General features: G+C 65.3%; 23 protein-coding genes and 1 pseudogene. 2 read left to right on the top strand and 22 right to left on the bottom strand.

From position 1 onward, the window contains the following. From AC5P74_RS19480 to moaA, 15 genes are all read right to left on the bottom strand, one after another. Positions 1-1,215, bottom strand: a complete 1,215-nt coding sequence (locus AC5P74_RS19480; RefSeq protein ID WP_206620779.1) for an oxygen-independent coproporphyrinogen III oxidase — start codon at positions 1,213-1,215, stop codon at positions 1-3. Between the two features lie 143 nt (positions 1,216-1,358). Next, on the bottom strand, positions 1,359-2,690 hold the full coding sequence (locus tag AC5P74_RS19475) for an MFS transporter (protein WP_053499730.1): 1,332 nt from the start codon (positions 2,688-2,690) through the stop codon (positions 1,359-1,361). A gap of 23 nt (positions 2,691-2,713) precedes the next feature. Then, positions 2,714-3,613, bottom strand: coding sequence for a peptidylprolyl isomerase (locus tag AC5P74_RS19470; protein WP_053499732.1), 900 nt, complete (start codon positions 3,611-3,613; stop codon positions 2,714-2,716). 3 nt (positions 3,614-3,616) lie between these two features. Beyond that, entirely contained in the window at positions 3,617-4,324 is a 708-nt protein-coding gene (narI, locus tag AC5P74_RS19465) for a respiratory nitrate reductase subunit gamma (RefSeq protein WP_005416840.1), read from the bottom strand. Next, positions 4,321-5,001: a nitrate reductase molybdenum cofactor assembly chaperone gene (narJ, locus tag AC5P74_RS19460; protein WP_346607970.1), complete on the bottom strand. Its 681-nt coding sequence runs from the start codon at positions 4,999-5,001 to the stop codon at positions 4,321-4,323. Before narJ ends, narI begins: the two co-directional genes overlap by 4 nt. Continuing rightward, entirely contained in the window at positions 5,001-6,545 is a 1,545-nt protein-coding gene (gene narH / locus AC5P74_RS19455) for a nitrate reductase subunit beta (protein ID WP_053499734.1), read from the bottom strand. The genes narJ and narH overlap by 1 nt, the downstream gene beginning before the upstream one ends. Beyond that, positions 6,545-10,288 carry a nitrate reductase subunit alpha gene (locus tag AC5P74_RS19450; RefSeq protein ID WP_053499736.1) on the bottom strand — a complete coding sequence of 1,248 codons (3,744 nt, stop codon included), beginning with the start codon at positions 10,286-10,288 and terminating at the stop codon, positions 6,545-6,547. The genes narH and AC5P74_RS19450 overlap by 1 nt, the downstream gene beginning before the upstream one ends. 72 nt (positions 10,289-10,360) lie before the next feature. After that, on the bottom strand, positions 10,361-11,779 hold the full coding sequence (locus AC5P74_RS19445) for a NarK family nitrate/nitrite MFS transporter (protein WP_053499738.1): 1,419 nt from the start codon (positions 11,777-11,779) through the stop codon (positions 10,361-10,363). A 144-nt stretch (positions 11,780-11,923) separates the two neighbouring features. Then, the gene (locus tag AC5P74_RS19440) at positions 11,924-12,289 is read right to left on the bottom strand and encodes a hypothetical protein (RefSeq protein ID WP_053499740.1); all 366 of its coding nucleotides are present in this window, start codon (positions 12,287-12,289) and stop codon (positions 11,924-11,926) included. Further along, positions 12,286-12,828, bottom strand: coding sequence for a molybdenum cofactor guanylyltransferase (gene mobA, locus AC5P74_RS19435; protein ID WP_053499742.1), 543 nt, complete (start codon positions 12,826-12,828; stop codon positions 12,286-12,288). Before mobA ends, AC5P74_RS19440 begins: the two co-directional genes overlap by 4 nt. 36 nt (positions 12,829-12,864) lie before the next feature. After that, complete coding sequence (locus tag AC5P74_RS19430) at positions 12,865-13,365, bottom strand: molybdenum cofactor biosynthesis protein MoaE (RefSeq protein ID WP_095377080.1); 501 nt, start codon at positions 13,363-13,365, stop codon at positions 12,865-12,867. A 3-nt stretch (positions 13,366-13,368) separates the two neighbouring features. Then, positions 13,369-13,629, bottom strand: coding sequence for a MoaD/ThiS family protein (locus AC5P74_RS19425; protein WP_005416856.1), 261 nt, complete (start codon positions 13,627-13,629; stop codon positions 13,369-13,371). Then, on the bottom strand, positions 13,629-14,882 hold the full coding sequence (locus tag AC5P74_RS19420) for a molybdopterin molybdotransferase MoeA (protein ID WP_346607971.1): 1,254 nt from the start codon (positions 14,880-14,882) through the stop codon (positions 13,629-13,631). The genes AC5P74_RS19425 and AC5P74_RS19420 overlap by 1 nt, the downstream gene beginning before the upstream one ends. Beyond that, positions 14,882-15,877, bottom strand: a complete 996-nt coding sequence (gene moaCB, locus AC5P74_RS19415) for a bifunctional molybdenum cofactor biosynthesis protein MoaC/MoaB (RefSeq protein WP_346607972.1) — start codon at positions 15,875-15,877, stop codon at positions 14,882-14,884. Before moaCB ends, AC5P74_RS19420 begins: the two co-directional genes overlap by 1 nt. Positions 15,878-15,885: 8 nt before the next feature. Next, positions 15,886-16,866 (bottom strand): GTP 3',8-cyclase MoaA, encoded by a 981-nt coding sequence (moaA, locus tag AC5P74_RS19410; RefSeq protein ID WP_346607973.1) that lies wholly within the window; start codon positions 16,864-16,866, stop codon positions 15,886-15,888. Positions 16,867-17,060: 194 nt separating this feature from the next. On the opposite strand from moaA, the gene AC5P74_RS19405 reads away from it, so the two are divergent. Then, positions 17,061-17,465 (top strand): hypothetical protein, encoded by a 405-nt coding sequence (locus tag AC5P74_RS19405; RefSeq protein ID WP_032954242.1) that lies wholly within the window; start codon positions 17,061-17,063, stop codon positions 17,463-17,465. Here the strand turns inward: AC5P74_RS19405 and AC5P74_RS19400 are convergent. Then, positions 17,459-17,788, bottom strand: a complete 330-nt coding sequence (locus tag AC5P74_RS19400) for a hypothetical protein (RefSeq protein WP_346607974.1) — start codon at positions 17,786-17,788, stop codon at positions 17,459-17,461. The two genes, AC5P74_RS19405 and AC5P74_RS19400, sit on opposite strands and share 7 nt — an antisense overlap. Positions 17,789-18,360: 572 nt before the next feature. On the opposite strand from AC5P74_RS19400, the gene AC5P74_RS19395 reads away from it, so the two are divergent. Continuing rightward, the gene (locus AC5P74_RS19395) at positions 18,361-18,735 is read left to right on the top strand and encodes a hypothetical protein (RefSeq protein WP_346607975.1); all 375 of its coding nucleotides are present in this window, start codon (positions 18,361-18,363) and stop codon (positions 18,733-18,735) included. A 19-nt stretch (positions 18,736-18,754) separates the two neighbouring features. Here the strand turns inward: AC5P74_RS19395 and AC5P74_RS19390 are convergent, their stop codons facing one another. The 6 genes and pseudogenes from AC5P74_RS19390 to AC5P74_RS19365 form a co-directional block, all read right to left on the bottom strand. Then, positions 18,755-19,234, bottom strand: coding sequence for a hypothetical protein (locus AC5P74_RS19390; protein ID WP_495222501.1), 480 nt, complete (start codon positions 19,232-19,234; stop codon positions 18,755-18,757). A gap of 151 nt (positions 19,235-19,385) precedes the next feature. After that, positions 19,386-19,775: a hypothetical protein gene (locus AC5P74_RS19385; RefSeq protein ID WP_061479978.1), complete on the bottom strand. Its 390-nt coding sequence runs from the start codon at positions 19,773-19,775 to the stop codon at positions 19,386-19,388. A gap of 487 nt (positions 19,776-20,262) precedes the next feature. Further along, positions 20,263-20,592 (bottom strand): hypothetical protein, encoded by a 330-nt coding sequence (locus AC5P74_RS19380; protein ID WP_005416874.1) that lies wholly within the window; start codon positions 20,590-20,592, stop codon positions 20,263-20,265. 284 nt (positions 20,593-20,876) lie between these two features. Continuing rightward, complete coding sequence (locus AC5P74_RS19375; RefSeq protein ID WP_141239332.1) at positions 20,877-21,317, bottom strand: YbbD-related protein; 441 nt, start codon at positions 21,315-21,317, stop codon at positions 20,877-20,879. Positions 21,318-21,492: 175 nt separating this feature from the next. Beyond that, positions 21,493-22,007, bottom strand: a pseudogene (locus tag AC5P74_RS19370) (RHS repeat-associated core domain-containing protein); the annotation flags it as partial. Positions 22,008-22,021: 14 nt separating this feature from the next. Then, positions 22,022-22,556, bottom strand: a 535-nt coding sequence (locus tag AC5P74_RS19365) for a hypothetical protein (RefSeq protein WP_495222500.1), incomplete at its 5' end; no start/stop codon positions are given.

Raw genomic sequence — 22,556 nt, 5'->3', positions numbered from 1 at the left:
TCACGCGATGGCGGCCGCCGGCCGGAAGCATGCGGCCATCATACGCCACAGCAGGCGCCCTTCTTCGGCCAGCCGCAGCACGCGCGCATCCCAGTGCGCCCAGCCGCGCGCCAGCAACGGTGCCAATGCTGGCAGCTGCCCGGCGAAGCATTCTTCAAACGGTTCATCGTTGCGCCATTCGAAGGCAGCCGCATCGAGCGCGTGATCGCAGGCGATACTCTGCGCCACCTCGGCCGCCAGTCGCTCGTCTTCGGACAGGATCAATCCGGCAGACACGCCCATATGCCCGGCCTGCAGCCGCGCACGCCATTCGCCCAGTTCATCCTCCAGGCGGTAGAACACCTCGCCGATCTGGCTGCAGGCGGACAGGCCAAGCCCGATGAAATCGCTGCGGTCGCGGCGTGGCACGCCGGCCAGGTCACAATGACGCTGGCCATCGCCCGGGCCATGCGGGATCGGCAGGTCGCCGCGCTGGTAGTGGTCACCACCGATCGGTTCGTAGCCGGCTGCGCGCAGCAGGCGCCAACTCTGCAGCCATCGTTCCGCCGAGGGATGCTCTGGCAGCGCGCAAGGCGCCGGCAGCAGGATGCGCTCGGGCGCTTCGGCCAGCACCTCATGCAGTCGTTCGATGAAGCCGGTATCCGCGCTGCCGGGCACCCGCAACTGGTAGTATCGCGCGGTAAAGCCCACCTGTCGCGCATGCGCCAGCAGCGTCGGCCCGGGTGCATCGGCGCGATCAATCACGTTCAGGCGGGTGCAGCCCACCGCACGCAGTTGTGCCGGCGCCAGCGCGCTGCCCGCGTCCAGCCGCACCTCCACCTGTGGCCGCGCCACGGTGCGCAAGTACTGCGGCACGGCATCCAGCAGCTGGCCCAGCTGTGGTGGCAGCAGCGTCTCGGCCAGCCCCAACTGCAGCACCATTGCCACCACCTCGCGATCTTCAGCCAGCGCGCCGGCCTGCAGGCGCAGCGCCAGCAGCAGGGTGTCCAGATACGCCTGCGGTGGCACGTCGCGCCCGCCACGACCCGCCTGGAAGCCGAGCGTCAAACCACGCGGGATCAGGTGCTCGTTGCTGGCGCGCACGGCGGCGCGCCACCCGCTTTCGCCAAAGCCGGTACTGAACTGGTCAGCCGGCGGAAACAGCACGTGCCGTGGCTGCCGCAGCAATGCCGCCTGCAGCGCAGTGTCCTCGCTCTCGTCAACGTGGAAGCTCATGGCAGACATCTTCGGGCGTTCCTCTTCGCGTGGCCCTGATTGAAATCAAGCGTGGCGCATCTGATGGTTCCTGCCGGCCAGCGGCCGGTACTACCCTTTCACCCACCACTCGGTCGTGCCGGCCGCTGGCCGGCATCACCCCTTCACCCGCCGCGCACCCGCTCGGCGGCGGCCGCGTCGATGGCTTCGGGCAGGTCGGTTTCGCGGTCGATCTGCGGGAAGTGGCGACGTTCCATGCGGCGGATCGCGAAATGCATCCACGCCAGTGCAGCCGCCACCAGCACGAACAGCAGCATGAAGCAGCTGCTCCAGATGCCCACCGCATCGTTCAACGCGCCAAACACGATCGGCAGGACGAAGCCACCGAGGCCGCCGATCATGCCGACCACGCCGCCCACCGCGCCCACATGCCTGGGGTAATACACCGGAATGTGCTTGTAGACCGCGGCCTTGCCCAGCGACATGAAGAAGCCCAGCACGAACACCAGCACGGTGAACATCACCACGCCGATGGCAAGATGGAAATGGAGCGGGCCGTGGATACCCTTCACCACATACTCGGTATCCGGGTAGGCCAGCAGGAAGGTGCAGATGGCCGACACGCCAAAGGTCCAGTACATCACCCGGCGCGCGCCCATCCGGTCCGACATCCAGCCACCGACCACACGGAACAGGCTGGCCGGGATCGAATAGCACGCCGCCAGCATGCCGGCGTGGCCCACGTCCATGCCATAGGCGCCAACCAGGTAGTGCGGCAGCCACAACGCCAGCGCCACGAAGCCGCCGAAGACGAAGAAGTAGTACAGCGAGAACCGCCATACCTGCAGGTTCTTCAGTGGTGCCATCTGCTCGGCGAACGGCACCGGCTTCACGCCTTCGCGGCGGCGCTGTTCCAGAGACGGGTCTTCCTTGCTGAAGAGGAAGAACAGCACCGCAGTGACCGCCAGCGCGACGGCCCAGACCTTGGCAACCATGGTCCAGCCGGCCGCCACCATCACCAGCGGCGCCAGCAGCTTGGTCACCGCCGAACCGATGTTGCCGGCACCGAAGATGCCCAGCGCAGTGCCCTGCCTGCTGGCCGGGAACCACTTCGAGACGTAGGCCACGCCCACCGAGAAGTTGCCGCCGGCGATACCCACGCACAGCGCGGCAACCAGGAACTGGCTGTAGGTCTGTGCGTAGGTCAGCATCCAGGTAGCGACTGCACCACACAGCATCACCAGCACCATCACCTTGCGGCCACCGAACTGGTCGGACCAGATGCCGAGGAAGACGCGGCTGACCGAGCCGGTCAGCACCGGCGTGGCGATCAACAGGCCGAACTGGGTGTCATTCAAGCCGAGCTGTTGACTGATCTGGATACCAATGATCGAGAAGATCATCCACACCGCAAAGCACACGGTGAAGGCGAACGTGCTCAGCCACAGCGCACGTTGCTGCTGCCCGGCACTGGCGGGGGCAAGGGCCTGGTTCATGAATTTTCCTCGTTCAAAGGGGTTCAGCCGATATCCGCTTCGGCTTCGATCTCATCCAGCCCGCGCACCGGGTAGCGTTCCTGCAACTGCAGCAGGTAGGCCTGCACCTCGCGCTGCCGCACCTGCAGCTCCAGGTAGTCACGCAGCTGCGGCAGCACGGCCTCGAACGGCTGCGGCTGGCCTTCCTCGCGGGCATCGACGCAGACCACGTGGTAGCCCCAGCGCGATTCCACCGGGAAACCGGCCAGGCCTTCGCGCAGGCGGAACACCTGTCGGTCGAACTCCGGCGTGGTCTGCCCACGCTGCAGCCAGCCCAGGTCACCGCCTTCGCTGCTGGACGGGCAGCGTGAATGACGCAGGGCGAAATCGGCGAACAGGTGCGGCGACTCCTTCAGCAGTCCGACCAGCCGCTCGCCCTCGGTGCGTGCAGCGAAGCGCCCGGCCACGTCGTCGGCCGGTGCGGCCAGCAGGATATGGCGCAGGCGCACACGGTCGGGGGAGCGGAAGCGCTCCGGGTTCTGCTCGAAGTAGCGCCGGCAGTCTTCATCGGTCGGCACGCGGTCTTCGATCGCGTCTTCCAGCAGCTGCTGGATCAGCACTTCCTCGTCACTTACCCGGTTACCCTCCGGCGCCTGCAGGCCCAGCCGCTGCGCTTCCAGGCGCAGCAGTTCGCGCACCACCAGTGCACGTGCCGCTTCGGCACGTGACTGTTGCGGGCGCATCGCCCGGTGGTGCTGCATCTCGCGGGCGATGTCGGCCTCGCTGATCGCGGTCTCGTCCACGAACAGCCGGCACGGTGCCGGCTGCCCGAGCGAACGCGGCCCCTGCGCCGCCGCGTCATGGTGGTGCGAATGCGCCTCGGCGGGAACCGGTGCGGCGGAGTCGATCACGGTAATCGGCAGGAATTTCGGCAGGCTGCCCATGGATTACTCCCGCGGCCCATAGCGCAGCGTGGCCTGACGGCGGCGCACCACCTGGTAGGGCCGCCACAGGTAACTGATCGGAATGCTCCATACGTGCACCAGGCGGGTGAACGGCGCGATCAGGAACAGGGTCAGGCCCAGGAAGATATGCATCTTGTAGACCCAGCTGACGCCCTCGATGTAATCAGCGGCACCGGCACGGAAGGTCACGATGTGCTGCGCCCACTCGGCCAGCTGCACCATCACCCCGCCGTCCAGGTGACCGGACGAGACGCGGATGCTGTAAAGGCCCAGGCACAGCTGCGCGAACAGCAGCACCAGCACCAGGGTGTCACCGAAGCTGCCGGTAGCCCGAACACGCGCATTGAACAGGCGGCGTACCAGCAGGATGCTGATACCGATGAAGCACAGTGCGCCGAACACACCACCGACCACCATCGCCAGCATCTGCTTCTGCGAGGAGGTGATGAAGTGCTCGTACACCGCGTGCGGCGTCAGCAGCCCGACCAGGTGGCCGCCGAGAATGGCCAGGATGCCGATGTGGAAGCAGTTGCTGCCGAGCCGCATGCCCTTGTCCGACAGCATCTGACTGGAGCCGGTGCGCCAGGTGTACATGGCCTTGTCATAGCGGGCCCAGCTGCCGATCAGCAGCACTGCCACGGCGATGTACGGGTAGTACTGGAAGGCGAATTGATGCAGGGAGTAACTCATGGCTGGACCTCACGATGCGAAGGACGGGCCGGCGAACGCACGGGCGGCTTGCAGTCTTCGGCAGGGGCTTCGGCGCCGAAGCGCACCGCCTCCTCCTCCCACAAGCGGTCCATGGCCTCGGCGGTATCGTCGCGGACTTCCTCGCTGGCACGCTGGCGCAGCGCCTGCAGATCGGCCTTGCCGTCACCGGCTTCGACCAGGATCTCGAACAGCACCCGGTGCGGCAGCTCACGCTCGGCGGCACGCGCGGCCAGCATCCCGGCGATATGGCCGATGTGGTGCAGCCACTCGCGGGCCTCGCTACCGGGGCGGTGGGCCAGGAACTCCAGCAGCAACGGCAGGTAATCCGGCAGCTCGCGGGCATCCAGTTCGAAGCCGTTGCGGCGGTAGGTTTCGACCAGATCGACCATGGCCTGGCCGCGGTCGCGCGACTCGCCATGGATGTGTTCGAAAAGCAACAGGCTCATCCAACGGCCGCGGTCGAAACTGGCCAGCCACGCCGCCTGTGCATCCAGCGCGTCGGTGGCCAGCAGCTGCTGCACGAAGCTGCGCAGCTGCTGGCGGCGGGCGGGGTTCAGCGCCGGGTCGTCACAGGCGGCGAGCAGCTCCTCGCCGTGCTCCCACAGTTCCTCGCGGGGGTAGTCCAGCAACACCCCGACCAGCTTGAGCACGCTCATCACACCACCTCCTTGCGGCGCTGGTTCGGGCCCTTGTCCACCACGAAGGTGGTGGTCTTGCGCTGCCCGAACAGGTCCGCCGGGCTGTCACCATTGCAACCGTTTCCGAAGGTGAAGCCGCAGCCGCCGCGCTCACCGAAGGCGTCGTTGGCGTACTCGCGGTGGCCGGTCGGAATCACGAAACGGTCCTCGTAGTTGGCAATGGCCAGATAGCGGTACATCTCTTCCACCTGGGCGATGCTCAGCCCGGTCTGTTCCAGCACCGCGGTGTCTTCCACGCCGTCCACGTTCTTGGCCCGGCGCCAGGCACGCATCGCCATCAGCCGCTCCAGCGCGCGTACCACCGGCGCCTCGTCACCGGCCGTCAGCAGGTTGGCCAAATAGCGCATCGGGATGCGCAGCGACGCCACGTCCGGCAGCTCGCCGCTCATGCCCACGCGGCCACGCTCGGCGGCGGACTGGATCGGCGACAGCGGCGGCACATACCAGACCATCGGCAGCGTGCGGTATTCCGGGTGCAGCGGCAGCGCCAGCTTCCAGTCGATCGCCAGCTTGTACACCGGCGACTGCTTGGCCGCATCCAGCCAGCTGTCCGGGATGCCTTCCTTGCGCGCGGCGGCGATCACTGCCGGATCGTTCGGGTCCAGGAAGATGTCCAGGTGGGCCTGGTACAGGTCCTTCTCGGCGGCTACCGAAGCGGCCTCGGCGATGCGGTCGGCGTCGTACAGCATCACGCCCAGGTAGCGGATGCGGCCCACGCAGGTTTCCGAGCACACGGTTGGCTCACCCATCTCGATGCGCGGGTAGCAGAAGATGCACTTCTCCGACTTGCCGCTCTTCCAGTTGTAGTAGATCTTCTTGTACGGGCACGCCGACACGCACATGCGCCAGCCGCGGCACTTGTCCTGGTCGATCAGCACGATGCCGTCTTCCTCGCGCTTGTAGATCGCGCCCGAGGGGCACGCCGAGACGCACGCCGGGTTCAGGCAGTGCTCGCACAGGCGCGGCAGGTACATCATGAAGGTCTTTTCGAAGGCGCCGTAGATCTCCTTCTGCACTTGGTCGAAGTTGTAGTCGCGTGAGCGCTTGCTGAACTCCGAACCGAGGATCTCCTCCCAGTTCGGGCCCCACTCGATCTTCTGCATGCGCTCGCCACTGATCAGCGAACGCGGGCGTGCGGTCGGCTGGTGCTGGCTGTCCTTGGCGGTGTGCAGGTTCTGGTAGTCGAAATCGAACGGCTCGTAGTAGTCGTCGATCTGCGGCAGGTCCGGGTTGGCGAAGATCTTGGCCAGCATGCGCCAGCGGCCACCCGCGCGTGGCACCAGCTTGCCGGCGCGGGTGCGCACCCAGCCGCCGTTCCACTTGTCCTGGTTCTCCCATTCCTTCGGGTAGCCGATGCCCGGCTTGGTTTCCACGTTGTTGAACCAGGCGTACTCGACGCCCTCGCGCGAGGTCCAGACGTTCTTGCAGGTGATCGAGCAGGTATGGCAGCCGATGCACTTGTCCAGGTTCAGCACCATCGCGATCTGTGCACGGACCTTCATCACACCACCTCCTTTACAGCTGCAGGTACTGCCTCATCGTCCAGCCAATCGATCTTGTCCATCTTTCGCACGATCACGAACTCGTCGCGGTTGGTTCCGCAGGTGCCGTAGTAGTTGAAGCCATAGGCCAGCTGCGCGTAGCCGCCGATCATGTGGGTCGGCTTGAGCACGATGCGGGTCACCGAGTTGTGGATGCCGCCGCGGGTGCCGGAAATCTCCGAGCCCGGCACGTTGATGATGCGTTCCTGCGCGTGGTACATCATCGCCATGCCCGGCATCACGCGCTGGCTGACCACCGCACGCGCGGCGATCGCACCGTTGACGTTGAACAGCTCGATCCAGTCGTTGTCGACGATGCCGGCACTGCGCGCGTCGTCCTCGCTGATCCACACGATCGGACCACCGCGCGACAGCGTCTGCATGATCAGGTTGTCGCTGTAGGTGCTGTGGATGCCCCACTTCTGGTGCGGGGTGATCCAGTTCAGCACGATCTCCTTGTTGCCGTTCGGGCGCTGGTTCAGCAGCGGCTCCACCGTGCGCGTGTTGACGGGCGGGCGATAGCTCATGAAGGCCTCGCCGAAGTCGATCATCCATTCGTGGTCCTGGTAGAACTGCTGGCGACCGGTCACCGTGCGCCACGGAATCAGCTCGTGCACGTTGGTATAGCCGGCGTTGTAGCTGACGTTGTCGTCTTCCAGTCCCGACCAGATCGGCGAAGAGATGATCTTGCGCGGCTGCGCCTGGATGTCACGGAAGCGGATCGCCTCGTGCTCCTTGCCCACCGCCAGATGCGTATGCTCGCGACCGGTGAAGGCGCCCAGCGATTCCCAAGCCTTCACCGCCACGTGGCCGTTGGTTTCCGGCGCCAGGTGCAGGATTACTTCGGCCGCGTCGATCGCGGTCGAGATGGCCGGGCGCCCCCGGCTTATGCCTTCTTCGTGCACGGTGTGGTTCAACTTGCCGAGGAACTCGACCTCGTGCTTCGTGTCCCAGCTCATGCCCTTGCCGCCGTTGCCCTGCGTGTCCAGCAGTGGGCCGAGCGAGGTGAACTTGCGGTACAGGTTCGGGTAGTCACGCTCCACCACCGTCATCGACGGCATGGTCTGGCCCGGAATGGCCTCGCACTCGCCCTTCTTCCAGTCGGCCACGCCGAACGGCATGCCCAGCTCGTTGGGGGTGTCGTGCAGGGTCGGCACCAGCACCAGGTCCTTCTCCACGCCCAGCACGCCCGGCGCCATCTCGCTCACGGTGCGGGCCACCTCCTTGAAGATGTCCCAGTCGCTGCGCGATTCCCACGCAGGGTCCACCGCCTTGGACAGCGGGTGGATGAACGGGTGCATGTCCGAGGTGTTGAGGTCGTCCTTCTCGTACCAGGTTGCCGTCGGCAGCACGATGTCCGAGTACAGCGCGGTGGTGCACATGCGGAAGTCGAGCGTGACCAGCAGGTCCAGCTTGCCTTCCGGCGCGTCGTCGCGCCACTTCACCTCCTGCGGCTTCACTGCGCCCATTTCGCCCAGGTCCTTGCCCTGCAGCCCGTGGCGCGTACCCAGCAGGTGCCGCAGCATGTACTCGTGGCCCTTGCCCGAGGAACCGAGCAGGTTCGAGCGCCAGATGAACATCATGCGCGGGTGGTTCTGGCTGGCGTCCGGGTCGGCGAAGGCGAAGTCCAGCGAGCCATCCTTGAACTTGCCCAGCGCGTAGTCCGCCGGGGCCACGCCGGCCGCTTCGGCCTCGCGTACCAACTGCAGCGGGTTGCGGTCCAGCTGCGGGGTGCTCGGCAGCCAGCCCATGCGCACCGCGCGCAGGTTCAGGTCGGCCAGGCTGCCGCTGTACTTGCGGGCATCGGCCAGCGGCGACAGCAGCTCGTCCACCTGCAGCTTCTCGTAACGCCACTGCCCGGTGTTGAAATAGAAGAACGAGGTGCCGTTCATGTGGCGCGGCGGCTTGCTCCAGTCCAGGCCGAACGCGAGCGGCTGCCAGCCGGTCTGCGGGCGCAGCTTCTCCTGGCCCACGTAATGCGCCCAGCCGCCGCCGGTCTGGCCCACGCAACCACACATGATCAGCATGTTGATCAGGCCGCGGTAGTTCATGTCGTTGTGGAACCAGTGGTTCATGCCCGCGCCGACGATGATCATCGAGCGGCCGTGGGTCTTGTCGGCGGTACGCGCGAACTCGCGGGCGATCTCGATCACCTCGGCGCGCGACACGCCGGTGATGCGCTCCTGCCACGCCGGCGTGCCCGGCACCCTGTCATCGAAGCTCGATGCCACGTTGCCGCCGCCAAAGCCACGGTCCACGCCGTACTGGGCCAGCAGCAGATCGTAGACCGTGGCCACCAGCGTCTCGCCGCCGTCGACCGTGGCCAGGCGGCGCACCGGAATGTTGCGGTCCAGTACGTCTTCGGCCGGTGCGGCGGTCCAGCCGTCGCTTTCAATGCCACCGAAGTACGGGAAGCTCACCGCCTCGATGCCGTCGTTGGCGTCGGACAAGCTCAGGCGCAGGCGCGTGTCGGCGCCATTGCTGGCCTTCTCTTCGATGTTCCAGCGGCCCTTTTCACCCCAGCGGAAACCGATCGAGCCATTGGGCACCACGATCTGGCCGCTGTTCTCGTCGTAGGCCAGGGTCTTCCAGTCCGGGTTGTTGGCTTCACCCAGCCCGCCCAGCTCACTGGCGCGCAGGAAGCGGCCCGCCACCAGGCGGCCATCGTCGCGGCGCTCCAGGCGCACCAGCATCGGCATGTCCGAGTACTGGCGGCAGTAGTCCTGGAAATACTGCGAGGGCGAATCGACATGGAACTCACGCAGGATCACATGGCCGAACGCAAACGCCAGCGCCGCGTCGGTGCCCTGCTTGGGGTGCAGCCAGTGGTCGGTCAGCTTGGCCAGCTCGGAATAGTCCGGGCAGATCGCCACCGTCTTGGTGCCGTTGTAGCGCGCCTCGGTGAAGAAGTGCGCATCGGGCGTACGCGTCTGCGGCACGTTCGAGCCCCAGGCGATGATGTAGCGGCTGTTGTACCAGTCGGCCGATTCGGGCACGTCGGTCTGCTCGCCCCAGATCTGCGGCGAGGCCGGCGGCAGATCGCAGTACCAGTCGTAGAACGACAGGCAGGCGCCGCCCAGCAGCGACAGGTAACGCGCGCCGGCGGCGTAGGACACCATCGACATCGCCGGAATCGGCGAGAAGCCGACCACGCGGTCCGGGCCGTACTGCTTCACCGTGTACAGATTGGAAGCGGCGATGATCTCGTTGGCCTCTTCCCACTGCAGGCGCACGAAGCCGCCCATGCCGCGGCGGGTCTTGTACGAACGCGCCTTCTCCTTGTCTTCAACAATGCTGGCCCAGGCATCGACCGGGGCCTTGCTCCTGCGCGCTTCGCGCCACAGGCGCAGCAGCGTGCCGCGGATCAGCGGGTACTTCAGCCGGTTGGCGCTGTACAGGTACCAGGAGTAGCTGGCGCCACGCGGGCAGCCACGCGGTTCATGGTTGGGCAGGTCCGGACGCGTGCGCGGGTAATCGGTCTGCTGGGTTTCCCAGGTGACCAGGCCGTTCTTGACGTAGATCTTCCAGCTGCAGGAGCCGGTGCAGTTCACCCCATGGGTGGACCGCACGATCTTGTCGTACTGCCAGCGGGCGCGGTAACTGTTTTCCCAGTCGCGGCCCTCGCTCTTGGCAAATCCATGGCCATCGGCAAAGGTCTGGGGGTCACGCTTGAAGAACTGCAAGCGATCGAGGAAATAACTCATCGGGGATCTCCCTTTGCGGACATCGGCATCGTGGCTGTGTGTGTCATCTGGCTGCGGTGCGTTTTCATGTCGTCAGCAGGGTGTCTCGGCACCGCGCCGGTAGTACCACCACCAGGTCACGGCCAGGCAGGTGACATAGAAAACAACGAATCCGTACAGCGCCATGTCGGGGCTGCCGGTCAACGTAATGGACGAGCCGTAGCTCTTGGGAATGAAGAAACCGCCGTAGGCGCCAATCGCACCGGAAAAGCCGACCACCGCAGCCGACTCGATGCTGGCCTGGTGCGCGGCGGTAGCCTTGCCCTCGGCGTTGTCGTTGGCCGACCAGCGCTCATGCAGCGTGCGGAAGATCACCGGGATCATGCGGAAGGTCGTGCCGTTGCCGATGCCACTGAGCACGAACAGCGCCATGAAGCTGAGCAGGAAGCCATGGAAGTTGCCGCCCTGGCCATCGCTGGGCAGGAAGTGCAACACACCGAACACCGCGGCGATCATCAGCGCGAACACCCAGAAGGTCAGGCGTGCGCCACCCCAGCGGTCGGCCATGCTGCCACCCACCGAGCGCATCAGTGCGCCCAGCAGCGGGCCGATGAAGGCGTAGGCCAGCGGGTTCACGTCCGGGAACTGGCTCTTCACCAGCATCGGGAAGCCGGCCGAGAAACCGATGTAGGAACCGAAGGTACCGATGTACAACCAGCACATCAGCCAGTTGTGCTTGCGGCGGAAGATCACCGCCTGCTCGGAGAACGACGAGCGGGCGCTGGTCAGGTCGTTCATGCCGAACCAGGCCGCGATGGCGCACAGCGCGATGGCCGGCACCCAGATGAAGCCGGCGTTCTGCAGGAACAGCGGTGCCCCACCCTCCACCGTGGGCTGCGGTGCACCACCCAGCGCACCGAACACGCCTACAGTGATGACCAGCGGGATCACCGCCTGCGCCACCGACACGCCCACATTGCCCAGGCCAGCGTTCAGGCCCAGCGCCAGGCCCTGCTTCTGCTTGGGATAGAAGAAGGAGATGTTGGACATCGACGATGAGAAGTTCGCGCCACCGAAGCCGCACAGGATCGCGATGGCCACGAACACCCAGTACGGCGTGGCCGGGTCCTGCACCGCAAAGCCGAGCCAGAGCGTCGGCGCCAGCAGCGAGGCGGTCGACAGCGCGGTCCAGCGGCGGCCGCCGAAGATCGGGATCACGAACGAATAGAAGATGCGCAGGGTCGCGCCGGACAGGCTGGGCAGCGCCACCAGCCAGAACAGCTGGTCGGTGCTGAAGTTGAAGCCGATCTTCGGCAGGCTGATCGACACCGCCGAGAACAGCACCCAGACCGAGAAGGCCAGCAGCAGCGAGGGGATCGAGATGACCAGGTTGCGGGTGGCAACCCGCTTGCCGGTGCGCTCCCAATAGCCGGGGTCCTCCGGCGTCCAGTCGCTGATGACGCGACCCGGACGGGCAGTGCTGCGGACAACAGGATCGCTACCGACGGTCATACATGGCTCCAAGGCTGTGGAATGACGTGGGTATTGCTTTCAAGTTGTGACCCGTCGTCGTGCAGCCATTAGGCCGTGCGGCAACTACGACGGGGTTGATCTGGATCAATCAGGGGCCGGTTTTCACCCTGCCCCTGACAAATGTCAAACCGATGAAGCGGTATTGCGGCGCGTGACTCCGCGCTGGCGCACGCTGTCGCGCACGTCCACATCGAACTGCAGCTGAAGCCGGCTGCCATCTTCCAGGGCAATGTCGAATGGCAGGCCATCCCGGCACGGCAGCCGCGCCGCCAAGGCCTCAACCGCCGGGCGCGGCAGCACCAGGCGGCAGAAGGTGCCACCATCGAGCAGCACCGGCCGCTCGCCGCCATGCAGCGACACCGCCATGCCCCAACCCTCGATACCGCCGAAGCGGGTCATGTTCTCGACCGATTCACCGGCCAGCAGGCGCGCCAGTTCGGCCTCGTCCAGGCGAAGCCGTACCGATTGGTCCTGCAACTGCACTTTCATGACGCAACATCCTCCCATTGTTCGGGGGTATTGCAGTTGACCAGCCCGGCCTCGTCAATCGGCGCCAGGGCCACGGAATTCACGCCAAGACGGCGCTGCAGGGCCTGCAGCGAGCGCGGGCCGTCCGGGTCATCCAGCATCGATCCAAGTACGTTGCGGCAAGCATCGTCTATATCCACCAGCATGGGCAGGGGGTGGCCCGCAAAGATCGTGCATGGACCGCGATGGCCGTCACGCAATTGCTGTAGCAATCGCGGCGGCAGCAGCGGTGTATCCACCGGCACCACCCAGGCCGGGCCATCGGGCATGCGCATCGCCACGCTGTAGAGCCCGCCCAGCGGCCCGCAACGTGCCACGCGGTCCGGTATGCCGCCGAACGCCGGGTAATTTCCGCTGACCCAGACCTCGCGTGCGCCAGCCTGCATCAACAGGCCCCGCATGTGTTCCAGCAGCGTGCGCCCCTGCCACGGCAGCAGCGCCTTGTCGCGGCCCATCCGGGTGGACAGGCCACCGGCCAGCACGATGCCGGTGATGCTCATCGCAGTAGAGCCACGCCATGCGTGGCTGCGCCGGCATCAATGTTGATGATCGTGCGCATGGTCATGGGCATCGGCGGGTTCACTGTCCGCGTGGCAGAGGCTGCAGCCCTCGCTCCACGCGCTGTCGCCGTCTTCGTAATGTTCCTGCTTCCAGATCGGGCACTGGTGCTTGACCACCTCGATCAATTGCCGGCAGGCCCGGAATGCCTCGTCACGGTGCGGGCTGCCGGCGGCCACCACCACCGCCACATCGCCGATGCCGAGTCGGCCCTTGGCATGGGCCACATACAGTTTCAGCTTCGGGCCAAACGTCGCCTCGACCTCGGCGGCCAACCGCTTGAACTCGTTCAACACCAGCGGCTCGAACAGGTCGTAGGTGATCCCGGTCACCGGCCGGCCGATGTTGACGTCGCGCACCTTGCCGATGAACACATCGATGCCACCGAAGCCCGGATCGGAGACCGCCGCGATGCCCTCGGCCGGATCGATCGCCGCCTGCGCGCGGTCCACCACCTTGGCAATGATCGTCTCGCTCATCGCTCAGCCCCCGCTCACCGGCGGCAGGATCGCCACCCGGCCATCGTCGGGCAGCGCCTCGTGGTCGCGCAGCACGCGTTGCTGATCGGCGAATGCCGAGTAATCCAGCAGGCCGGCACGGAAACCCGGCCAACGCAGTGGCAGCAGCTCGCGCAGCGCCTGGCGCAGATCGGCCACGGTGCCACCGGCCACCTCCACCGCGATTTCACGGCTGGCATCCAGATCGGAAAACGCACCGAACAACTGCAGATTCACCTGTTTCATCATGACTCCTGGCTCACCAGCTGCACCGGTTCGTGGTGACCCCAGCCCTGCACCCGCACGTAGGTGCCCGCGCTGGCCAGGTCTCCCTCGGACTCCAACACCACCCAGGCGTTGGCCTGCAGCATGGACATCAAACGGAATGATTCCTGCCCGGACAGCACGCGCGCACTCAGGCGCCCCTGCGCGTCCACTTCCACCCGCGCCCGCGCATGGAAACGCAGGCCCGGCGGCGTGCGCACGTCGGCCTGCAGCGGCAGCGTCAGCACCGGCTCCGGCGCCAGCCCCAGCAGGCGGCGCAGCACCGGCTCGACGAAGAAACGCTGGCCCACGGCCGCCGAGACCGGGTTGCCCGGCAGACCGAAATACAGCGCGCCATTGGGCAGCACCGCAAACAGCAACGGCTTGCCCGGGCGGATCGCCACCTTGTGGAAGACGATGCGCGCACCCCGGCCACGCAACGCATCGGGAACGAAATCGTAGCGACCGGCCGACACCGCGCCGGTGCTGATCAACAGCTGCGCACCCGCAGCCAGCGCTTCATCCAGCACCGCATTGAACGCGGCCACGTCGTCGCCCACCGTGCCCTGCCACACCACCTCGGCACCGGCGGCCTGCAGGCGGCCGACCAGATACGGCCGGTTGCTGTCACGGATCTGGCCGGATGCCAGCGTCTGCGCCGCCTCAGTCACCAACTCCTTGCCGGTAGCGATCACTGCCGCCTTCGGCCGCGCCACCACCGCCACCTCGCCCACGCCGATCGCATGCAGCAGGGTGCGCGCATTGATATCCAGCACCTGCCCGGCCTGCAGCACGCGCTCGCCGTCGCTCACGTCCTGGCCACGCAGGCGCACGTTCTGGCCCGGCTTCACGGTGCCCTTCAGGGCAATGCGGGTCGGGCGGCCGTCCTCGCTGGCGAGGATCTCCACATTCTCGACCGGCACCACCGTGTCCAGCCCAACCGGCATGCGCGCGCCGGTCATGATTTCCCAGGCACCCTCGCCGCCTTCGGCACCGGCATCGCCGGCCGCCTGCCAGCCCTGCACCCCGAATTCGGTACCGGCCTCGAACGTCGCGCCGTCGGCGCGCAGCGCGAAGCCGTCCATCGCCGAATTGTCGAACGGCGGCAGCGACTGTGCGCTGTGGATGTCACGGGCCAGCGTGCGGCCCGCGGCCTCGTGCAGCGGCAGGCGTTCGGCCGGCAGCGGCGTGGCCGCCTCCAGCAGGTGCTGCAAGGCCTCGCTGTAGGCAATCATCAGTGGCCACCGCCATCGGCCATGGCCAAGGCGTGGCCCAGTACCGGCGCCAGGATGTCCAGGCACTGCGCCGCCGCCTTCGGGCTGCCCGGCAATGCAAACACCAGCATGTTGCCCAGCTGCACCACCTCGGCGCGGCTCAGCCAGGCCATCGGCGTGTGCTGTGCGCTGAGTGCCCGCACCATCTGCGCCAGGCCATGCACCGGCCGCGCATTCAACGAACGCAGCGCCTCCGGGGTCAGGTCACGCGGGCCCAGCCCGGTACCACCGGTACACAGGCACAGGCGCACGCCCTCGGCGGCCAAGGCCTGCAGGCGGCCCGCCAACGGCTCGATGCCATCGGGCAGCACTTCGGTGGCTACCACCTCGCCCCCCAGCTTCTTTAGCCCGGTCACCAGGGTCGGGCCAGAGATATCCTCATAGGTGCCTTCGCTGGCGCGATCGCTCAGCGTGATCACCGCGCAGGCCGCGCCCTGCAGCCCCTTCGGCGCACGCGGCTTGAACCGCTCGCGCTCGGCCTCGTCCATGCCATCCGGGTGCAGCCAGACACCGCGCTTGCCGCCTTCCTTGAACAGCAGGCGGATACCTTCGATGCGCAGCGCCGGTTCCACCGGCTTGCTCAGGTCGTACAGGGTCAGCAGCGCCGCGTTGACGCCGGCCAGTGCCTCCATCTCCACGCCGGTGCGCGCCTCGCTGGCGCACTCGCACCACACGCGGATCGCCTGCCGCTCCGGCACCGGCGCGCAGAACACCTGCACCAGTTCCAGCGGCAGCGGATGGCACAGCGGCATCAGCATCGAGGCCATCTTGGCGCCCTGCAGGCCGGCAATCTCGGCCATCACCAGCGCATCGCCCTTGGGCAGGCGGCGCTCGACGATCAGCGGATAGGCCACTGGACCGGCATGCAACTCGCCCACCGCCACCGCACGGCGGCGGCTGATGCGCTTGTCACGGACATCGGCCATATGGAAGGCCGCATTCAATTCCCCACTCATCGTGTTGCTCATCCTCCGATGGAGGCCAGGTGCGGGGTCAGCCCGGTCTGGCCCTGGTGCAGTCCATGCCCGGCCGCTTTCAGGCCAAGCTGGGTGGTGATGCGTGCCAGCAGCGCGTCGTGGTCATCGTCGCGCTGCAGCAGCGGGCGCAGCGGCACGCCGAACTCGCCGAACAGGCACAGCCGCAGGTCGCCCTTGGCGGTCACCCGCAGGCGGTTGCAGCCCTTGCAGAAGTCACGCGAATACGGCGCGATGATGCCGATGCTGCCGCGATGGTCGGGGTGGCCGAACTCGCGCGCCGGGCCGGCATCGGCCGCGCGCGGGCGCTCGTGCCAGCCCGCGGCCAGCAGCTGCTCGATCACCCGATCGGCGCGCAGGTGGTGGCGCTGGAAATAGGCTTCATTGTCGCCGGTGCGCATCAGCTCGATGAAGCGCACGCTGAAGGGGCGGTCACGCAGGTAGTCCATCCACTGCGGCAGCTCGTCGTCGTTCAGGCCGCGCAGCAGCACCGCGTTGAGCTTGATCGCCGGCAGGCCTAACGCCTGCGCCAGGGCCAGGCCCTGCTGGATCTCCGGCAGCCGGTCATGCCCGGTGATGGTCCTGAAGCGTTCGCGTTGCAGGCTGTCCATGCTCACGTTCAGCGCGGTCAGGCCGGCGCGGTGCCAGCCCGGCAGGCGCCTCGGCAGCAGCGTGCCATTGGTGGTGATGGCCACCTTGCGGATGCCCGGCACCGCCGCCACGGTGGCGATGATCTCGTCCAGGTCCTTGCGCAGGCTGGGCTCGCCACCGGTCAGGCGGATCTTGCTCATGCCCAGCGCGGCAAACGCACGCACCAGGCGCGCGATTTCATCCACCTGCAGGAAGCGCGGGCGGCCATCGGCCTGGTAGCCCTCGGGCAGGCAGTAGCTGCAACGGAAGTTGCAGGCTTCGGTCAACGACAGGCGCAGGTACGGAAAGCTGCGTCCGAAACCGTCGGTGAGTTGGCTCATGGCTGGTCCACCTTGTTGCTCCACCGTCTTGCCTGTGCCCGGAACGGCCCGGATACCCTCGCCTGCTGGAACGATTGCCAGAGTACGCGGCCTTCAGTTCCATCGGCATGACTTAAATCAATCGCGTTCGGCCCCGCGCGGCAGGCGTTGTGGCAGCATGCGGCTTTCCGTGCAGCGGGCGTGTGACAACCCTCATGATGATGAACGATTTCCAGCAACTGCTGCACGCCGCCGGCGAGCAGGCTGAACCGCAACGCCTGCTGTTCGTATTCGTGCGCGCCGAGCTGCCCGAATCGCCCACCAGCGACCAGCGCGACCGGCATGACCGCCGCGAGGGCGGCACCCTGTCGCCGGTGCTGTGCGTGGACAAGCTGCCGGCCGAGGTGCCCAGCTTCCAGGCGCTGGCGGCCGAATCGACCACCACCGGCATCGACTGGGACCTGGTGTTCGTAGCGGCGCTGGATGGCCGTGGCGGTTTCGCGCCGAACAGCGACGAAGCCGCGCGCCCGTTGCGGCTGATGGTCAACGCCATCCATGACGGTCAGATCGGCCGCTTCGCCGCCTTCGACCGTGGCGGCGAGCCCGTTCAGTTCTATTGAGCCACCAGCTGCAGGGTCAGGAAGAAGATCACCAGCACGGTGTTCAGCCCCCAGGCCACGGTCAGCCCGCGCGCCGCCACGCCCAGGTTGGGGTTGTGCGCGGCGGGCGCCGCCCGCCAGACCGCCGGGATGATCCAGCCGGTATAGAGCAGCAGCACGGCAAATACGCCCAGCAGCAGCGTGGTGCGCTGGTTGGCCAGCGCCCAGAGGGCCACCGCCCACAGAATGTTGCTGGGAATGACGCCCTGCAGCCAGAACACACTCCACAGGCGGGAACGGCCTTGGGTGTCGGGGGTGGGGTGCAGCGAAGCGGTGGCGGTCATAAGTCTCCTTCTGTTTAGGAAACGTGCTGAGCAAGCCTGCGCTTGGTGGCTGGGAACGTCAACCCGAGTCGCACGTCACGCTTTGGCGCCTGTAGACGCGGGCCGTGCTCGACACAGGTCGCTCCCCGCAGAGCCTGTCGTCATCGCCCCTCCCCCCCTTGTTCCCTAACGCCCCCCAACCTCGACATCTGTCGCAGATTGCACGGTGCGGGCGGACCGCCGCGCCAGCCAGCGCTGGCAGTGCTTAACAGCATGGGAGAATGCCGAAAGCGTCTCCAATCGAGTGATGTTTGCAACTCTTCTGATTGGCATTGCACAGCGCCAGGGGCTCAGATGGCGTGCCACCGGAAAAGGGTGGCCGGGTTTCGAATCCCGAGTTGGTCCTGAGTGATTGCGCTTGCCAGTCGGCGTCCACATTCCGTGGCGCCGGCTGGCAATCCGTCTGCCGGCTATGGCGGGCGGTGCGTGGGGGCGTTCGCGCCCACCGGCTTGGGACCAACCCGGATTCGAACCACGTACCGCCCGCCACCTTTCGGGTGGCGGCTACCGATCGCCCTGCACGGAGCCTTGCCATGAACGAGTCGGACTTCCCGCATCTGCACGCCTACTGCAGCACCGCCGGCGACGACGGTTCGCCACAAGCCGCGCCGCCAGTGGACAGGAACACCTTCATTGCCAACCTCCACCGCATCGGCTCCGGTGCGGCGGCCGACGGGCAACCCTGGCCGGAGCGTCACCAGCTGCCCGGACGCTGCCTCGCCCTGGCCGACGCCGATTGCGCGTTGACCGGGCTGCGGGTGGTGCTGGAAATGCTGCTGGCGGCCGAACGCACCCGTCAGAACGGCGACCCCGGGCAGTACGTGGGCGACCGGGTGATGGAGGGGTTGGTCATGGCCTGTCAGTCGTTGTGCGCGCAGGCGGTGGGGCGCTTGCAGCCCGAAGGGTGAATGTCATGTGCAACGCCCTTCAGCGAGAACCGCCTTCCACCCGACATGCCAGCGGCGTAGCGCCCTTCGCCGAGGGAATCGCGAGTACATTCCAGCGCTCGGCCAAGGTGCGTTCGACGCGGAAAGAAAATGACCGTGCATCGGCGGGCATCTTCCCTTCAGAGAAGCCGATGGCTATCTCGAAGCGATCCAATCCGAAGTTCCCCGCCTCCAGTCCAGAGCCATCTTCCCGCTTCACTCCGACGTAGACGACAGGGCGCTTCACGTCCACCTTTGCTCTGGCAAGCTGGCGATCCAATTCAGCGCTGCCATCGAAGTACTGCATTCCTTCGTCCTTGGCGATAGAGCTGAGGGTCTGCTTGAACCGATTCACGCCCTCTTGGTCATGCACGCAGAACTGGATCATCTTGAAGGGCCGCTTTCCTACAGCCCATGCGCCGCCAGAGAATCCAAGTCCGACTCCAATCAGAAGGAGTGCTGTCAGGATCCTCACCATCATCAAGGCCCCAGTTTGCAGAGTGTGGCGGACAACGTCGCCGCAGGGCCAAAAATCATGACCCCAAGCACATCTCCGCTCGGTCTTCTCAGGCCGCTTCCCTTGGATGAGGGAGACCTTGTCGGGGGTGAGGAATCTGGGCACGGAATGTCCTTCAGGGCACTGCACCCGCCATCGGCAGATGCTCGATCCGCCATGTCCTGGCGTAGATGAGAATTACGCTTCCGGTCGAGGTGGTCTCGATACGGAAACACTTCAGGCCGGACAACGGATAGCCGACCGCCTTCCAACGATCAAGAAGATGAGCAAGCCCCGGCTCGTCGTCCTCGACCCTGGCGAACTCTATTCCCTCCTCCCCCAGTACGCCGAAGTTCATGAGCGCCGAGCACCCGTAGGCTTCCGAGAAGCAGACGGTTGCCTGCCGGCCGTCCGGCCAGCGCACGTGGACCTTTACCTCGTCGCATACGCCAGGTTTGCTCCTGTCAATGTTGATGGCCAGCAACGTGGCGTCACACCATTCGAGCAAGTTGAAATCTTCATTCATCCACTGGAATCCGTCAGATGCATACGACGGAGGTGCGACCCCGGTCGCCCCTTCCTCTCTCTCACCGCTCCTGGAGCTCCCCAAGATCGAGATCCCGGGCATAGGAGCGCCGACTACTGATCAGCACCGGCTTGGATGCGAACCTCCGGCCGTCCCTGCATTCAACGGCGAATTGGTAGCTCTGGGGTTCCGGCCCTGCAACGACCATCATGGGGACCGAGAATGTGCTTCCAACCGGTTTCGGCGAAACTACACCTTCGCCCTCCCCGAGCATGCTCAGCTCACAATCGAGAGCGCGAACGTCACCCTGACCTGGCGGCACGCTACCCGAGAGGCGCACGATCATATCGCCACCCAATGTTGCACAGCCGGCCAGAACCAGACTGGCAATGACAGCTGCGGCACACCTCACCTTTGGCATCCTCGGGTCCTCACTACGCACTGCGACGTATCACGCATACAACCATTCAGGTATGCATCAACCTCATCAATAGATACCCGCCATGATACGAATGTAGTCGTCGAGCGAATCCACCCGCCGATTGACTGCAATACCCCGTTCTTTCGCGAGCGATTGAAGCTCGAATATTAAAACTCCATACCCCGAGTCCCAGCCATCAGCTTCACCAGGCGACAGTTCCTTCGAAAATCGATCTCCAGGACGGAGCTTCCCGGAGGGCAAACGAAGCTCGTCTGCAACATGCTCCAGCAGCTCCACTACGGTTTCCTGATCCAGGCCACTGTCCGCATAGTATTGGTCATAGAAGCCAGTTGGCGACAGCGCCTCTCTTTCTCTCATTTTTTCTTTCATTTCCATTCGCCTCCATCCACCGCCTGCGCTGCAGCCACAATAGAGCATGGAGCCGACATCCCAGAACCCCTCCCATACAGTCGTCAACACGGCCACGCGCCCCAGGACCTGCCGGAACCTGCGATGCTCTGACAGCGCCTTCCCATTCGCGAACATGGCCAGTGGCGAGGTCGATGTGACCCATGCCCGACCTCGACGCTCGGCCGGAAAGTAGCGAATCAGGCACCGGGAAAGGACATCGCAAAGTGCCAGCCACGCATTTCGCTTCCCAGGCGAGACCGCCCAGCCACTTATAGCGCTATTCCGCTGTAAACAAGGCCCAGCTCTTCATCGCGCATGACCCAGCGGCCAACATTTCCCTCCGGACACAGATAGAACTTGCCGCCATGGCTTGACGCTCGCGACCACGCGTTGCGGGCAAACTGAGGAAATCTCCGCATGACTCGCGCGTCGGACATCTCCGGCCTGCTCACCAGCCTACATTCTTCGGGCAAAGCAAGAACCCCGCTGGTCAGGCGGAAAACCAGCCACGATTCATTTGTGTCCATGTCGTGCGACTCGCGTATGTTGACTGCATCCTCTGGCAACCATGAAGGCAACCATTTCGATTCACCGATTGCTTGCCTTGAGACGGCTTGATTGCGGTCTGCATACTCTGTGCTGGCAACTTCCATGCAACCAGAAAGTGCGATTGACAGCGTCACGATTGGGAGCAGCTTGGGAGCGTACATCTGAGGCATCCGAGTCATCAGTAAGGGGAGTTTCCACCGGGTCGATAGCTCCCGCACATCTGCGAGCAACTCCCCGTACGGCTCATTTGCCCAGATGATCGTCCGAGGCGGTTTGCCAGCTGATCCGCAGCGGAGTCAGCGGTGGAGTCGCCCTTGATGTTTTGATCGAACCACTATAGTTGTAAAACAACCCGCTCGCATCCGTGGCTGCTGGCCCGGGAAGCGCAACGCCAGTTCGAACGCCACACCATCGCCATCCGGATCGGCACTCGGAATCTGGCTGCCGAACACCTCGCTCTTGTTGCTCCACTCCCAGATCGCGACATCACGCACTGGATCGATCACGACACGCGGCGTGCCCAGATGATCCGGCTGCACGTAGGCCAGCTCCGGCACGCCGGTAGCCGGCACATTGATCAACGCCACCGGGTAGTTGTCCAGCCAGATGGCCTGCTGTTGCGCCTGGCCCGTGGCCGAGTAGTTGCCCAGCCAAGCCCTACCTCGTCATACAGGGTGATCTGCGCTGCGCCACCGGCCGGGGTACGCAGCACGCGCTCACCGCGATGATTGCATGCGTAGCTTTCCAGTACGGAATTGCCCTGCTTCACCGCGTTCATGCGGTTGGTATCGCTGCAGGTAAACGATCTGCTGCCAGAGCGTGGTATTCCCTGCTGCATTAGGGCTGCGTGCAGCGCGACGATTCGCTACCGTCCGCTGCCCCAGGAGCTGCCGCCGACTAATCGATCCGTCTGAACAGACCACGCCTCCAAAAGATGCTGCGCGCCCGATTCACCACCACTCTTCAGTACAGAGAGAATCGCATCCAATCTACTTTTAATAGCATTGGACATTGGCAACTTCAAAAGCGTCTTCAGCGTCGCATCCGCTGCCACGAAATCGCCAAGCCGGATGGCGGATATGTATTTTACCCATTCTGAATAGTCGCTTGTGAAGTCAAGACTGTCGACATAGAGCAACAAGTCTGCCGCCGTTCTCACTGCCTCAAGCTTTTTGACATGCGCCTCATGCATTCCACGGAAAAAAACTTTATCCACTTCCGCGCTTGCAATCCTCTGACCTAGAGACATGTGCAGGTAGGGCAAATCATCATATGTCGGAATTACGAAGGTCCATATATAGGTAGAGGATGGCGCAGGATCCAATGTGAAGCCTGAGATAACATCGCGCGTATGTAACGCGATCAAAAAATTGCCAACGACTCGCAGACCGCTCCTCTTG

It is taken from the genome of Stenotrophomonas sp. YJH_SMC_94-11, assembly GCF_059370435.1.
Note: the sequence above shows the minus strand (reverse complement) of the source record. Positions and strands in the feature narration are given on the sequence as shown.

Coding starts and splice junctions, on each gene's coding strand:
- AC5P74_RS19480 (WP_206620779.1), bottom strand. CDS start 1,215: ATGAGCTTCCACGTTGACGAGAGCGAGGACACTGCGCTGCAGGCGGCA.
- narJ (WP_346607970.1), bottom strand. CDS start 5,001: ATGAGCGTGCTCAAGCTGGTCGGGGTGTTGCTGGACTACCCCCGCGAG.
- narH (WP_053499734.1), bottom strand. CDS start 6,545: ATGAAGGTCCGTGCACAGATCGCGATGGTGCTGAACCTGGACAAGTGC.
- AC5P74_RS19440 (WP_053499740.1), bottom strand. CDS start 12,289: ATGAAAGTGCAGTTGCAGGACCAATCGGTACGGCTTCGCCTGGACGAG.
- AC5P74_RS19470 (WP_053499732.1), bottom strand. CDS start 3,613: ATGGGCAGCCTGCCGAAATTCCTGCCGATTACCGTGATCGACTCCGCC.
- AC5P74_RS19375 (WP_141239332.1), bottom strand. CDS start 21,317: ATGTACGCTCCCAAGCTGCTCCCAATCGTGACGCTGTCAATCGCACTT.
- AC5P74_RS19425 (WP_005416856.1), bottom strand. CDS start 13,629: ATGAAACAGGTGAATCTGCAGTTGTTCGGTGCGTTTTCCGATCTGGAT.
- AC5P74_RS19450 (WP_053499736.1), bottom strand. CDS start 10,288: ATGAGTTATTTCCTCGATCGCTTGCAGTTCTTCAAGCGTGACCCCCAG.
- AC5P74_RS19475 (WP_053499730.1), bottom strand. CDS start 2,690: ATGAACCAGGCCCTTGCCCCCGCCAGTGCCGGGCAGCAGCAACGTGCG.
- AC5P74_RS19395 (WP_346607975.1), top strand. CDS start 18,361: ATGAACGAGTCGGACTTCCCGCATCTGCACGCCTACTGCAGCACCGCC.
- moaA (WP_346607973.1), bottom strand. CDS start 16,866: ATGAGCCAACTCACCGACGGTTTCGGACGCAGCTTTCCGTACCTGCGC.
- AC5P74_RS19430 (WP_095377080.1), bottom strand. CDS start 13,365: ATGAGCGAGACGATCATTGCCAAGGTGGTGGACCGCGCGCAGGCGGCG.
- AC5P74_RS19390 (WP_495222501.1), bottom strand. CDS start 19,234: ATGATGGTGAGGATCCTGACAGCACTCCTTCTGATTGGAGTCGGACTT.
- AC5P74_RS19380 (WP_005416874.1), bottom strand. CDS start 20,592: ATGGAAATGAAAGAAAAAATGAGAGAAAGAGAGGCGCTGTCGCCAACT.
- AC5P74_RS19420 (WP_346607971.1), bottom strand. CDS start 14,882: ATGATTGCCTACAGCGAGGCCTTGCAGCACCTGCTGGAGGCGGCCACG.
- AC5P74_RS19405 (WP_032954242.1), top strand. CDS start 17,061: ATGATGATGAACGATTTCCAGCAACTGCTGCACGCCGCCGGCGAGCAG.
- narI (WP_005416840.1), bottom strand. CDS start 4,324: ATGAGTTACTCCCTGCATCAATTCGCCTTCCAGTACTACCCGTACATC.
- mobA (WP_053499742.1), bottom strand. CDS start 12,828: ATGAGCATCACCGGCATCGTGCTGGCCGGTGGCCTGTCCACCCGGATG.
- AC5P74_RS19445 (WP_053499738.1), bottom strand. CDS start 11,779: ATGACCGTCGGTAGCGATCCTGTTGTCCGCAGCACTGCCCGTCCGGGT.
- moaCB (WP_346607972.1), bottom strand. CDS start 15,877: ATGAGTGGGGAATTGAATGCGGCCTTCCATATGGCCGATGTCCGTGAC.
- AC5P74_RS19385 (WP_061479978.1), bottom strand. CDS start 19,775: ATGAATGAAGATTTCAACTTGCTCGAATGGTGTGACGCCACGTTGCTG.
- AC5P74_RS19400 (WP_346607974.1), bottom strand. CDS start 17,788: ATGACCGCCACCGCTTCGCTGCACCCCACCCCCGACACCCAAGGCCGT.